This is a genomic window from Kitasatospora aureofaciens (genome assembly GCF_019192735.1).
Classification (GTDB): domain Bacteria; phylum Actinomycetota; class Actinomycetes; order Streptomycetales; family Streptomycetaceae; genus Kitasatospora; species Kitasatospora aureofaciens_A.
Genome location: NZ_JAHTKP010000068.1, coordinates 1 through 12,242, shown reverse-complemented (window position 1 = coordinate 12,242; position 12,242 = coordinate 1). Strand labels below are relative to the sequence as shown.

General features: G+C 70.7%; 10 protein-coding genes and 2 pseudogenes. 6 read left to right on the top strand and 6 right to left on the bottom strand.

The annotated features are described in order from the left end of the window. Positions 1-21: 21 nt before the first annotated feature. Together KV557_RS45040 and KV557_RS35575 are read left to right on the top strand one after the other, a co-directional pair. Positions 22-438 (top strand): annotated as a pseudogene (locus tag KV557_RS45040) (amino acid adenylation domain-containing protein); the annotation flags it as partial. A gap of 549 nt (positions 439-987) precedes the next feature. Continuing rightward, positions 988-1,218, top strand: a complete 231-nt coding sequence (locus tag KV557_RS35575) for a hypothetical protein (protein WP_218205731.1) — start codon at positions 988-990, stop codon at positions 1,216-1,218. A gap of 123 nt (positions 1,219-1,341) precedes the next feature. On the opposite strand, the gene KV557_RS35570 is transcribed toward KV557_RS35575, so the two are convergent. Further along, positions 1,342-2,400: a hypothetical protein gene (locus KV557_RS35570; protein WP_218205730.1), complete on the bottom strand. Its 1,059-nt coding sequence runs from the start codon at positions 2,398-2,400 to the stop codon at positions 1,342-1,344. A gap of 243 nt (positions 2,401-2,643) precedes the next feature. Between KV557_RS35570 and KV557_RS35565 the strand changes: the two genes are divergently transcribed. Further along, positions 2,644-2,988 (top strand): hypothetical protein, encoded by a 345-nt coding sequence (locus tag KV557_RS35565; RefSeq protein WP_218205729.1) that lies wholly within the window; start codon positions 2,644-2,646, stop codon positions 2,986-2,988. A gap of 1 nt (position 2,989) precedes the next feature. After that, a complete protein-coding gene (locus KV557_RS35560; RefSeq protein ID WP_218205728.1) occupies positions 2,990-4,000 on the top strand; it encodes a tyrosinase family protein in 1,011 nt (336 codons plus the stop codon). Positions 4,001-4,068: 68 nt separating this feature from the next. On the opposite strand, the gene KV557_RS35555 is transcribed toward KV557_RS35560, so the two are convergent. The 4 genes from KV557_RS35555 to asnB all read right to left on the bottom strand — a co-directional run bounded on the left by KV557_RS35555 (position 4,069) and on the right by asnB (position 9,572). Next, positions 4,069-4,623 (bottom strand): hypothetical protein, encoded by a 555-nt coding sequence (locus KV557_RS35555; RefSeq protein ID WP_218205727.1) that lies wholly within the window; start codon positions 4,621-4,623, stop codon positions 4,069-4,071. A gap of 122 nt (positions 4,624-4,745) precedes the next feature. Next, positions 4,746-6,167, bottom strand: coding sequence for a pyridoxal phosphate-dependent decarboxylase family protein (locus KV557_RS35550; RefSeq protein WP_218205726.1), 1,422 nt, complete (start codon positions 6,165-6,167; stop codon positions 4,746-4,748). A 115-nt stretch (positions 6,168-6,282) separates the two neighbouring features. Next, positions 6,283-7,407 (bottom strand): hypothetical protein, encoded by a 1,125-nt coding sequence (locus KV557_RS35545; protein ID WP_218205725.1) that lies wholly within the window; start codon positions 7,405-7,407, stop codon positions 6,283-6,285. A 302-nt stretch (positions 7,408-7,709) separates the two neighbouring features. Next, entirely contained in the window at positions 7,710-9,572 is a 1,863-nt protein-coding gene (gene asnB, locus KV557_RS35540) for an asparagine synthase (glutamine-hydrolyzing) (RefSeq protein ID WP_218205724.1), read from the bottom strand. A gap of 194 nt (positions 9,573-9,766) precedes the next feature. Between asnB and KV557_RS35535 the strand changes: the two genes are divergently transcribed. Next, on the top strand, positions 9,767-10,042 hold the full coding sequence (locus tag KV557_RS35535; RefSeq protein ID WP_218205723.1) for a hypothetical protein: 276 nt from the start codon (positions 9,767-9,769) through the stop codon (positions 10,040-10,042). A gap of 70 nt (positions 10,043-10,112) precedes the next feature. Continuing rightward, positions 10,113-11,939, top strand: a complete 1,827-nt coding sequence (gene glmS / locus KV557_RS35530) for a glutamine--fructose-6-phosphate transaminase (isomerizing) (protein WP_218205722.1) — start codon at positions 10,113-10,115, stop codon at positions 11,937-11,939. Positions 11,940-12,152: 213 nt separating this feature from the next. Here glmS and KV557_RS35525 read toward each other — a convergent pair. After that, positions 12,153-12,242 (bottom strand): annotated as a pseudogene (locus tag KV557_RS35525) (IS5/IS1182 family transposase); the annotation flags it as partial.

Below are 12,242 nucleotides of genomic sequence, written 5' to 3'. Positions count from 1 at the left end.
GTCACCCAGGAGCACCTGCGGGAGCTGAACCCGCGCGAGGCGGCGTTGATGGACCAGGGCAACCACGGCGGCCACCACCAGTCCAAGGCCAGCCGGCTCCAGGTCAAGGCCCAGCTCTCCGACCCGGGCCTTCGCGATCTCGGCCGGCTGATGGGCCGCGAGCGGGTCGAACTGCCCGGCCGCCGTGAGACCGAGGCCCAGCGCCGGGAGACCTTCGCCCGCAAGACCTACCGCTTCTACGAGGGCGGGCCGGTCACCCGGGACGACCTCACCGCGCTGCTCGCCCCGAGCCCGGCGGGGGCCTTCGGCCGCGACGTGGAGCTGCTGAGCTTCCCCGAACTCGGCCGCATCCTGCGGTGGTTCGGCCAGTTCCACAGCGACGAGCGGCTGCTGCCCAAGTACGCCTACGCCTCGCCCGGCGCGCTGTACGCGACCCGAGCTGGAGCGCTGCCTCGTCGAGACGGCCGACGAGGACGACCTCGTCGCCTCGATCCACCGGCTGATGCCCGCGCTGGACGAGGAGTTGATCCGCCGGATCACCCGGATCGTCGGCGGGACCTACGAGTTCGAGTACAGCTTCCGCGAGCTGGCGGAACGGCGGCTGGACGCGCCGGTGACCATCTTCAAGGCCTCCGGCGACGACTGCTCGTTCATCGAGGGCAGCTCCGGCTACTCCGCCGTCCCGCCGGCCGTCGTCGACCTCGCCGGGGACCACTACGGCGTGCTGAAGGAGCACGGCGTGGTCGAACTGGTCGCGGCGATCCGGGCGCTGGAGCGGATCCGGCGGGACGGGTACGACCGCTCGTCCGGACACGCTCACGGAGACGCTTCCGGACACGCTCACGGAGACGCTTCCGGACACGCTCACGGAGACGCTTCCGGACACGCTCACGGATGGCGCAGAATCCGTGAACGCCTGGGCCCCTTCGGATAGGGATGGCTCGGCTCTCCGCCGATCCCACCTCGTCCGAAGGAACTCCCGTGTTCGTGAAGAAGTTCGTGAAGAAGTCCGCACTGGCCACCGCGTGTTGTGCACTGATGCTCGCCGCACCGCTGGCGCTCGCCCAGCCGGCCGCCGCCTCCGACGGGCCCAAGACCCCGGAGGAGGCGGCTGCGTGCAGGAACGTGGTCGGATCCCTGCTCGGCGGGTTCGGTGCCGCGCTCGGGAGCGCCGTGTGCGTCGTGCAGCCCAGCGACGGCGGACGTAACTCGGAGTGAAGGCGCGCCGGGTGTCGGCGGTCAGCAGCGTCCGATCGCCGACACCCGGCCCCCGCACCGGCCCCGGGCGGGGCGGACCACAAGGTGGACGCCACGGTCATGATGTGGTCGAGCCGACCGGTGTCAAAAGGCGTTCATGGTTGCTTCTATCAGCGTTGCCACCGGCACGAGCACCTGTCGCTGCGTCAAACCGTCCTGGATGACGTTCTGGTACACGACGACAAACCTCTTGTTGCGTACGGTGTCACTGACGAGGAGGCCCTCGGAGATCACGGTTTGGCCGGACTTCAACGGGCCGATGCCGACTTTGCCGTGGGTGGCGAGGAACTGTCCGCCGGGGGGCCAGATCGGTGGAGTGGTCTGTGGGAAGAGTTTCCCGGCCCGCGCCATGAGGCCCTTCATGCCTTGGCTGCTCTTCTGCCCGACGAGCTTGTCGTCCGCCAGTAGCGTCAACAGTCCTGCGAGCTGCCGTGCTGTGGTGCCCTGAGCGGTGTCCACATCGTTGACGCACGGAATGCGCACGGCCGGCCACACGCCTGCGTAGTCACCTGCCAGCCACAGCCCTTGTGAGGAGGTGCTGTCGAAGAAGCCGTCGTCGGCGATCTTGCCGTCGAGGTACGGGTATCCCAGCCCGTGAATGGTCGTGGTGGCCCCGGGAGAGTGCTGTTGCACCATCATGTCCTCGAAGGCGCTCGTTTGTGCCGGGGTGAAGTCGACGAGGAAGTCCGGACCGCTGCCGAGTTGGAGAACAGCCGAATAGTTCGGCTTCCTGGTCTTGTCAGCCGGGCCCAGCGCCGTCGATCCGCTGATCAGCGAAGGCGTGTGCGCAGCGATGTCCGGATCGAAGGTGGCTTTCAGTTCGGCCTCGATCTGAGGCCATGTGGTCAACCCTTTGTCGGTCGCCAACTGATCGGCACTGGCCCGGAGGTCGAAGGCTGTGTACATTGCCGCAATCTTGATCAAGCTGGCCGAGTAGCACTCGTCCTGTTCCCGGAGCGCCGCCCAAGGGTGATTGGTTGCTCCCTCGAACCCGGTGAGCGCCACAACGATGACAGCCAGGTTGTCGACGTTCGGAGCACCGGCTGCTGACAGCGACGCCTGCGTGGTGTTCAGGGCGGCCTGCATCGCCGAGTTGGTGGACGAGTCAAGCGGGTCCGTATAGGAACCCGTGAAGAGAGGCATTGTGGTTCCTTTGACGTGACTTCTCTTTCCAGCGTCACGCGGTCCACGGATGCGCGCAACCAGGCCGTCGGCCTGTCCGGGCGTCAGGTCGACCGGTCGACCGGTCGACCAAAAGATCACTTCTTGGTGGGGTCCGTCGTTCGTGGCCGCGTCCGCCCGAGCTGCGGGCAGGCGGCTCCGGCGGGATGGTGGAGGTGTCCGGGCTCCGGCCGGGCCGGAGCCACCACCGGCAGGGGAGCCGACATGGACCCGACCAGCAACCCGACCATCGACCCGACGAAACTGAAGGCCGCTGCCGAGCCGGGCGCCTTCGGGGGCTATCTGGCCGCCCTACCGCACCCGCCGATGGGCCACGACCACGGCCCGATGAAATCCGTCCGCACGGCGGAGTACCAGGGGCACCGGATCAGCATCACCACGACCTACGAGATCACGGTCGACGGAAAGCCGCTGATGGCCGGGCTGGACGTGGACGACAGCGGCATGCTGTCCTGCCACGGCCTGCCCGCGTACCAGTTCGTCTCGGCGGTGGACGCCGTCCGGGTGCTGATCCACAACTACCCCGACTACTTCGGGGGAGGCGGCTGAGATGCCCGTCGTCCGCAGGAACATCCTCACCGACGCGGTCGCGCGCGACGACTACGTCCGTGGCGTCGGCCTGCTCAAGCAGGGGAACAGCCCGTACACCACCACGCAGCTCGGGATCCCCGGCCCGGCGGCTCCCGTCCGGACCTACGACCTGTTCGTGGTCTGGCACGGCCGGACCATGATGACCCCGATCCCGCCCGGCGGAAACCCGCAGGTGCGCAACGCCGCCCACCGCGGGCCGATCTTCCTGCCGTGGCACCGGGTGATGCTCGGATTCCTGGAGCAGAACCTCCAACGGGTGCTCAACAAGCCCGGCTTCGCCCTGCCGTACTGGGACTGGTCGGCCGACGGCGACCTCGGCTCGCCGACCAACGCCCAGATCTTCACGCCCGCCTATCTGGGCGGCGACGGCGACCCGGTGTCCGACGGCCCGTTCGCCTTCCACGCGGCCGACCCCGCCACCTTCACGGTCCGCATCGAGGCCGCCGGCCCTGGCGGCATGACGCTCAGGCAGACCAGCCGCGGCCTGCGCCGTGCCTTCGCCCAGCCGCCGCCGTTCGGCTGGCTGACCCTGCCGACCGGCGCGGAGGTGAAGGACGCCCTGGCGTTCACCCCGCCGGCCGGCGGCAACCCGGTCGACCGGTACGACACCCTCGCTTTCGACGCCTCCTCGGAGGGCTTCCGCGACCGGCTCGAAGGCTGGATCCCGAAGGACCCGGCCAGGCCCGTCCACCTGCACAACCAGGTCCACGTGTGGATCGGCGGCGACATGGGGCCCTCGACCTCCCCCAACGACCCGGTGTTCTACCTGCACCACTGCAACGTGGACCGGATCTGGGAGGGCTGGCTGAACCGCTACGGCCGGATCTACGCCCCGGACATGACCGCCCCGGCGGGCACCTACAAGGGCGAGCGGATCGACGACCCGATCGCCTCCCCGCTCGGCGCCTCCGCGACCCCGCGTTCCGTCCTGGACGTCTCCGCGATCTACACGTACGACGTGCTGCCCTGACCGGGCGGCTCTGCTCCTGGCTCTCGGACAGGGGGCCCGGAGATCGAACCCCGCGGCTCCGACAGCCCTCAGGCGACGCGGGTCGGGGTGTCGAGCAGGTCGTGGCCGCCGGTGGTCACGAGGGTGGCGAGGTCGGCGGGGGTGAGGGTGTCCGGGGCGCGGAGGAAGAACTCGTCGACGGCCCCATGAGGGAGCGGGTGGGACTGCATCGAGACGATGGCGACCTGCTGCTCGGCGAAGGCGGTGCAGACGCGGGCCAGGCCGGCGGGGGAGTCCTGGGAGGTGGCGCGGACCCGCCACAGGGCGGTCGGGCCGACGTCGGGGAGGGGCGCCGGGGCCGGCGGGCCGTGCAGGTGGTGGCGGTGCGACCACCAGGTGTGGAACAGGGCCGTGGCGAGCAGCGCGACGGCGGAGGCGGCGAGGACCACCGGGCCGTCGGGGCCGTGCACGACGATCTTGGCGACGAGGTCGGCCGCGGTGACCGACAGGAAGACGGCGGCGAGTTCGACGGTGTCGCGGCGCCAGCGATGGGTACCGGCGCCGCGCCGCTGGGCACGGGAGGGCGTGGGCGTCGGCTGCTCGGAGGGACGTACGGCGGTCGTCTGGTGCTCCGTGTGCTCCATGACACCACTGTCCCCATGAGGTGTTTCCCGACCACGAACCTCCCGTGACCTGCCGGTTAATGTCTCCGGGCTCGGGTTACGGTCCTGGTCGGCGCAGTTCCGCCCTCAGCGTGGTTCCGGCCTCAGCGCAGTGCTGCGGCTGCCGCCTTCACCTCGGCGAGCAGGAGTTCCAGGTCGGCCTCGGTGGTGTCGGCGTTCAGCAGGCAGGCGCGCAGCATCTCCGTGCCGTCCAGCCGGGCGCCGGTGACGAAGATCCTCCCGCGCCGCTGCACCGCGACCGGCAGCTCCCGATTGAGCGCGTCGAGGGCGGCCTCGTCCAGCCCGGCGGGCCGGTACCGGAAGGCGACGATCGAGGTCTGCACCTCGGCCAGCAGCTCCAGCTGCCCGTCGGCGGTGACCAGCTCGCCGAGGTGGCGGGCGAGCGCGGTGCAGCGGGCGATGTCGCGCGCGATGCCCGCGCGGCCCCGGTGGGCGATGGTGGCCCACACCTTGAGCGCGCGGAACGGGCGGGTCTGCTCGGTGCCGTACTCCGAGAACCAGCCGAGCGCGCCCGCCGCCTCGTCACGGAGGTAGGACGGGACGAGGCTGAAGGTGCCGCGCAGCTCCTCGGTGTCGCGGACCAGCGCACAGCCGCAGTCGACCGGCACGCCGAGCCACTTGTGCGGGTCGAGGGCGAGCGAGTCGGCGCGGTCCAGGCCTTCGTAGCGATGGGCGATGGCGGGGTCGAGGACGCCGAAGGCGCCGTACGCGCCGTCGACGTGCAGCCACAGGCGCTGCTCCGCGCAGAGGTCGGCGATCGGGCCGAAGTCGTCGACGGCGCCGGTGCCGACGGTGCCGGCCGAGGCGACGACGAGGAACGGCAGCAGCCCGGCGGCGCGGTCCCGCTCGACGGCGGCGCGCAGGTCGGCGGTGTCCAGGCGGCCGTCCGGGCCGGTGGCGACGGTGCGCAGGTGCCTGCTGCCGAGGCCGAGGAGTTCGGCGGCCTTGCGGACGCAGGAGTGGGTCTCGCCGGTGACGTAGCCGACCAGCGGCGGCAGGCCCGCGAGGCCGTCCTCGCGGACGTCCCACCCGGCGCGGCGGGCGGCGCGGTTCCGGGCGGCGGCGAGGCAGACGATGGTGGCCATGGAGGTGCCGGAGGCGAGCAGGCCACCGCCGGCCGGGTGCGGGAAGCCGACGAGTTCGGCGATCCAGCGGACGACGGCGCGCTCCAGGTGGACGTCGGCGTGGTCGCCGCCGGCCGAGCTGGGGTTCATCGCGGACGCGGCGAGGGTGGCGAGGACGCCGGCGGGGGCGGGGGCGGAGTTGACCCAGCCGAAGAAGCGCGGGTTGCCGTTGCCCATGGGGTGGGGGAGGACGTCCCGTCCGATGGCTGCGACGAGTTCGGCGAGCGGGCGGCCGTCGGCGGGGAGCGGCGCGTCGAGGAGGGCCGCGCGGGCGGTGTCGTCCATCGGCTGCCAGACGGGCCGGGCGGGCAGCTCGTCGAGGTAGTCGGAGACGAGGTCGGCGGCGGCGTGCGCGGCGGCGCGGAAGTCGTCGGCGGTCATGCGGCTGGCTCCAGGGCTTCCGGTGGAGGCGCGGCGTCCTCGGCGCACCCTGATCAGGCGATGGTACGGAAAGAGCCCGCGCCGTGCGGCGCGGGCCCTCCACGTGAGATGGGGCTCAGTCGAGCGAGCCCGAGAGCCCGCTCGCGGAGCGGCAGTAGCCCTGCATCTCCTTGTTGGTGATCTTGGCGCAGAGCCGGCCGGCCGCCCCGCCGTCCGTGTAGTTGACCGTGTAGTAGCTGACCAGGCCCTCCGTGCACGCCTTGCGCTGCCAGCCGTCGGCGGCCGTCGCGCACTGCTGGGCGGCCCAGTCCTCGCGGTCCAGGTTGTACTTCATCGTCCGCGAGCCGACGCCGCGGCTGCAGTCCACGGCCCCGCCACTGGCCTTGCCGTTGAGGCACCACTTGAGCGCCTCGGCGTACACCTCGGGGTGGTTCGGGTAGTCGTGCGAGGAGAGGTAGAAGGTCGGCGCGTAGAAGAAGCACGCGGACTGGAACAGGGACGGCTGGTCCTTGCACGGGTAGAGCGGGTCCTGGGCGAGCTTGTCGGCGGGCAGGTTCGCCTTCGCCTGCTCGTCCTCCTCGTCCGGCCCGAACAGCTGCATGAACAGGCCCTCGGAGCAGCGGATCTTGTTCTGGTCGGTGGGGAACTTGTTGCACAGGTCGCGCGCCTTGGGCACGTCCTGCTTGGCGACGAACATGGTGCCGTGTCCGACGCCGTGGATGCACGGGCCGGTGTTCTTGGGTGCGCAGAGCTTGAGCAGGTCCACCTCGGGCTGGGTGGAGGCGTTCAGCATCTCCTCGACGGCGCCGTGCAGATAGCCGGCCGCGCAGGTCTCGTGCGGGAAGGAGATGACCTTCTGGAAGTCGGCGTTGAACCGCTTGACGGCGGCGTGGCCGAGCTCGTGCGCGATCGGGTGGCAGAAGCGCACGGTGTACGGCTTCTCCTTGGTGATCCTGTCCAGGTCGGCCAGGGCGACGCCGGGGTCGGTGGCGTCCATCTCGGCCATCAGCTTGTTGCGCAGCGTGGAGCGGGTCCACACCGCCGGGTCGCCGGTCGCGGTGGCACTCGCGGCGGCCGGGCTACCGTCCGCCGGGACGGTGCCGGCGCCGGAGCCGCCGGCGGTGGCCGTGGCCTCCGCCGCGCTGGCCGTCGCGGGCGACCAGTCGGTGACGGCCACCGATCCGAGGCCCAGGACGCCCAGCAGCATGGCGGTGAGAATCGCGAATACTCGCGGTTGCATGACGGGATCCCCCGGCGGATCGAGTGTGGACGGTTCGCTCCCATCCTGGCGGGCGCTGGGGCGGCAGTCCGCGTTTTCGTCCGCCATTCGGGAGGCTTCGGCGACGCTATCGCAAGGTCCGACGCCCGGTCTCGGCGGGATGGTTCCCGATGATCACCCGGACGGGGCAGCGGCGGCAGGTCCGGGGGCCGCTGCGCCGTCCGGGGACGAGGGGTCGGAGTTCCAGGGGGCAGGAGGTCACAGCTCCGAAGGAAAGAGGTCGGAGCTTCAGGGACAGGGGGTCAGAGCTCCAGGGACAACAGTCAGAGCTCCAGCGTCACCTGGTACTCCGTCAGCCAGGTGGCCAGGTCCAGGGCGAGGTCGACGCCGAGGCGGACGGACTGCGGGTCGGTGCCGGGCGCGAGCGCGTCGGCCAGCTGCCGCCGGTCGAGCAGGCCGAGCACCGGGGACTTGCCGTCGGCGGCGAGGTCGGCCAGCTCGTCGCGGAGCAGCGCCGGGTAGTGCGGGTCGGCGGTGACGGGGTACGGGCTCTTCACCCGGTCGGCGATCTCGGCCGGCAGCACGTCCCGGACGGCGGCGCGCAGCAGGCTCTTCTCCCGGCCGTCGAAGGTCTTCATCGCCCACGGCGTGTTGAAGACGTACTGGACCAGCCGGTGGTCGCAGAACGGCACCCGCACCTCCAGCCCGTTCGCCATGCTCATCCGGTCCTTGCGGTCGAGGAGGATGCAGACGAAGCGGGTCAGGTTGAGGTACGAGATCTCGCGCATCCGCCGCTCCACCGGACTGGCGTCCGGCAGGTGCGGGACCTCGGTGAGCGCCTCGCGGTAGCGGGCCCGCCGGTAGCCGTCCAGGTCGAGCTTGCGGAGCAGGTCGGTGTCGAGCAGCTGCTCGCGCGGGCCGGCACCCTCGCCGGCGAGGCCGCCGGAGAGGGAGGAGACCCAGGGGAAGTTGTCGGCGGCGATCGCCGCCGGGTCGTGGAACCAGCGGTAACCGCCGAACAGCTCGTCCGCGGACTCGCCGGACAGCGCGACGGTCGACTGGCGGCGCACGCCCCGGAAGAGCAGCAGCAGCGAGACGTCCATGTCGGCGAAGCCGCCAGGGAGGTCCCGGGCGCGCAGGACGTTCGTGCGCTGGGCGAGGTCGGTGAGCTCGGCGGCGTCCAGCTCGATCACGTGGTGGTCGGCGCCGACGTGCTGGGCGAGCAGACGGGCGTACGGGCCGTCCGGGGTCGGGCGGATCGCGTCGGCGTGGAAGTTCTCGCTCTGGCCGGCGAAGTCGACGGAGAAGGAACGCACCGGGCCGGAGCCGGCGTCGCGCAGCACCCGGGCGGCGAGCGCAGTGATGGCGCTGGAGTCGAGGCCGCCGGAGAGGAGGGAGCAGAGTGGCACGTCGGCGTCGAGCTGGCGGTGCACGATGTCGTCCAGCAGGGCTCGGACGGTCGCGACCGTGGTGTCCAGGTTGTGGGTGTGCTCGCGCGCCTCCAGCGACCAGTAGCGGCGCATCGAGATGCCCTCGCGGCGGATCCGCACGACGTGGCCTGGGCGGACCTCGACGATGCCCTGGTAGGGCGTGAGGCCCGGGGTCCGGGTGAAGGCGAGCAGTTCGCGGAGCCCGTCCAGGGTCACCACTGGACGGACAGAGGGGTGTGCGAGCACGGCCTTGACCTCGGAGCCGAACACCACGCCGTCCGGGGTGGGGTGGTAGTGCAGCGGCTTGACGCCCATCCGGTCGCGGACCAGCAGCAGCTCCTCGCGGCGGGCGTCCCAGATCGCGAACGCGAACATGCCGTTGAGCCGCTCGGCCAGGCGCTCGCCCCACTCCAGGTAGGCGTGCAGCACGACCTCGGTGTCGCTGCGGGTGCGGAAGCGGTGGCCGGCCGCCTCCAGCTCCGCGCGCAGCTCGCGGTAGTTGTAGACCTCGCCGCTGTAGGTGAGGGCGGCCAGCAGCCGGCCGTCGTGCTCGACCGTCATCGGCTGGACGCCGCCCTCGATGTCGATCACCGCGAGTCGGCGATGGCCCAGTGCGGCGTGCCGCTCCAGGTGGACCCCGCCGGCGTCCGGGCCGCGGCAGAGCTGGGTGGCCGTCATCGCGTCGAGGACGCTCCGGGCGGTCCGTTCGGCGGTGAGGTCGCGGTCGAAGGCGACCCATCCGGTGATGCCGCACATCAGCAAGCCTCCGGTCTTCCGCTTACGTATGGAGAAAGTCACGCTACGTGTGGAGCGGGTGCGCCTACAAGGGTGTGTCGGGAAGGTGAAGGACAGTGTTCCGATTGGTTGCTTGAGCTGAAAGTCTTAATGTCTGCCCGATTTCGGGCAAGATCTTTGGCTTCCTCGTCGGCGGCGGCCTAGGCTCCTGAGCCGTGCCCAGCTCACCCCACCCTCACGAAGACCTCCTCGCCCACCTCACCCGGACCAGCCCGCTGGGGCCCCGGGAGGCGGCGCGAGTCGTGGCGGAGGTCCTGGCCTACTTCTCCGAGACCACCGAGGAGTACGTCCGGCGCCGCCACGGTGAGCTCCAGGCACGCGGACTGACCAACGAGCGGATCTTCGCCCGGCTCGCCGAGGAACTGCCCGCCCGCCGCGTCGCGGCGCCGGAGCTCTCGACGCGCCAGCTGCGCCGGATCGTGTACGGCTGAGCTCTTTCCTGTCTCTTCCTGTCTCTTCCTGTCTCGCTGAGCCGTTTCCTATTCTCAGAGGAGCCCATCCATGTGCGGAATCGTGGCCTACATCGGCCCCAAGGACGCGACGCCCTTCCTGCTGGAGGGGCTGGCCCGGCTTGAGTACCGCGGCTACGACTCGGCCGGTGTCGCCGTCACCGGGCGCACCGGCGGCATCAAGCTCCGCAAGGTCAAGGGCCGGGTCGCCGACCTGGCCGCCGCCGTCCCGGCCCGCTTCAAGGGCACCACCGGCATCGGCCACACCCGCTGGGCCACCCACGGCGTCCCGAGCGACGAGAACGCCCACCCGCACTTCGACAACGCCGAGCGGATCGCCGTCGTCCACAACGGCATCATCGAGAACGCCGACGAACTGCGCGCCAGGCTCACCGCCGAGGGCGCGGTCTTCCGCTCCGAGACCGACACTGAGGTGCTCTCCCACCTCATCGCCGCCCATGCCACCGAGGGCGTCGAGCTGGAGGAGGCCGTCCGCGCCGCCCTCGGCAAGGTGGTCGGCACCTACGGCATCGCCGTCCTCGACGCCGAGCAACCCGACCGCATCGTCGCCGCCCGCAACGGCAGCCCGATCGTCCTCGGCATCGGCGAGAAGGAGATGTTCGTCGCCTCCGACGTCTCCGCCCTGGTCCGTTACACCCGCCAGGTCGTCCACCTGGAGGACGGCGAACTCGCCACCGTCCGCGCCGACGGCTTCCGCACCTTCACCGAGGACGCCCGCACCACCCACCGCCAGCCGTCCACCGTCGACTGGGAGATCGACTCCTACGACACCGGCGGCTTCGAGCACTTCCTGCTCAAGGAGATCCACGAGCAGCCCGGCTCCGTCGAGCGCACCCTCAGCGGCCGCCTCGACGAGCGCTTCGCCACCGCCCACCTCGGCGGCCTCAACCTCGACGCCCGCGAACTGCGCGAGATCCGCCGGGTCAAGATCCTTGGCTGCGGCTCGGCCTACTACGCCGGCGAGATGGGCGCCCAGCTGATCGAGGAGCTCTCCCGCATCCCCGCGCACAGCGAGCCCGCCTCCGAGTTCCGCTACCGCAACCCGGTCATCGAGGCCGACACCCTGTATGTCGCGGTCAGCCAGTCCGGCGAGACGTACGACACCCTCGCCGCCGTTCAGGAGATCAAGCGCAAGGGCGGCCGGGTGCTCGGCGTCGTCAACACCGTGGGCAGCGCCATCGCCCGCGAGGTCGACGGTGGCATCTACCTGCACGCCGGCCCGGAGATCTCGGTCGCCTCGACGAAGGCCTTTACCTCCACCGTCGTCGCCTTCGCGCTGCTCGCCCTGCACTTCGGGCGCATCCACGACCTGTCGCCGGCCGACGGCAGCCGGATCGTGTCCGCGCTCAAGGCGCTGCCGGACCAGATCCGCGACGTTCTGAAGCAGAGCGACGCCATCGCCGAACTCGCCGCCGAGTACGCCGGGTCGGCCGGCATGATGTTCATCGGCCGGGTCCGCGGCTACCCCGTCGCCCGGGAAGGCGCGCAGAAGCTCAAGGAGATCTCCTACGTCCACGCCGAGGCCTACCCCGCAAGCGAGTTGAAGCACGGCCCGCTCGCGCTGATCAGCCCCGAACTGCCGACCGTGGCCCTCGTCCCGGACGACGAGCTGCTCGACAAGAACCTCACCACGCTGGGGGAGATCAAGGCCCGCTCCGGCCGCGTTATCGCCGTCGCCCACCGCCGCCCCGAGGACAAGCTCGCCGACCACTGCATCCTCGTCCCCAAGAGCGAGCCCGAACTCGACCCGCTCCTCCTCAACATCCCCCTCCAACTCCTCGCCTACCACGCCGCCGTCGCCCTCGGCCGCGACGTCGACAAGCCGCGGAACCTGGCGAAGAGCGTGACGGTGGAGTAGCCCGCCGTCTCACCATCACGCGAAGCGGGGCCCGGCCGACATGCGAACGGCCGGGCCCCGCTTCTTCGCGTTGCTTGGGGGAGGGCTTTCCCTGCGGTGGACCTGAGGCCGATGAAAGTCAGAGTGACCGTGCTATCGCTGACGCCCATTGTCACAATGGCCACTAACTAGCTCTCAGAGGGCGTTTGATGTAGGCGGATTGCCCTTTATGCCCTAGTAGGTCCCTCGCCAGGATGGTGTGGTTTCGTCCGTTATGCGCTTGGCGAGGTTGTCGATCGAGGCGATGTGGATCATGGCTTCGGA

What these genes read in the sequence shown, in the direction of transcription:
- KV557_RS35570 (WP_218205730.1), bottom strand. Translation starts at nt 2,400, where the DNA reads ATGCCTCTCTTCACGGGTTCCTATACGGACCCGCTTGACTCGTCCACC.
- KV557_RS35565 (WP_218205729.1), top strand. Translation starts at nt 2,644, where the DNA reads ATGGACCCGACCAGCAACCCGACCATCGACCCGACGAAACTGAAGGCC.
- KV557_RS35560 (WP_218205728.1), top strand. Translation starts at nt 2,990, where the DNA reads ATGCCCGTCGTCCGCAGGAACATCCTCACCGACGCGGTCGCGCGCGAC.
- KV557_RS35555 (WP_218205727.1), bottom strand. Translation starts at nt 4,623, where the DNA reads ATGGAGCACACGGAGCACCAGACGACCGCCGTACGTCCCTCCGAGCAG.
- KV557_RS35550 (WP_218205726.1), bottom strand. Translation starts at nt 6,167, where the DNA reads ATGACCGCCGACGACTTCCGCGCCGCCGCGCACGCCGCCGCCGACCTC.
- KV557_RS35545 (WP_218205725.1), bottom strand. Translation starts at nt 7,407, where the DNA reads ATGCAACCGCGAGTATTCGCGATTCTCACCGCCATGCTGCTGGGCGTC.
- asnB (WP_218205724.1), bottom strand. Translation starts at nt 9,572, where the DNA reads ATGTGCGGCATCACCGGATGGGTCGCCTTCGACCGCGACCTCACCGCC.
- glmS (WP_218205722.1), top strand. Translation starts at nt 10,113, where the DNA reads ATGTGCGGAATCGTGGCCTACATCGGCCCCAAGGACGCGACGCCCTTC.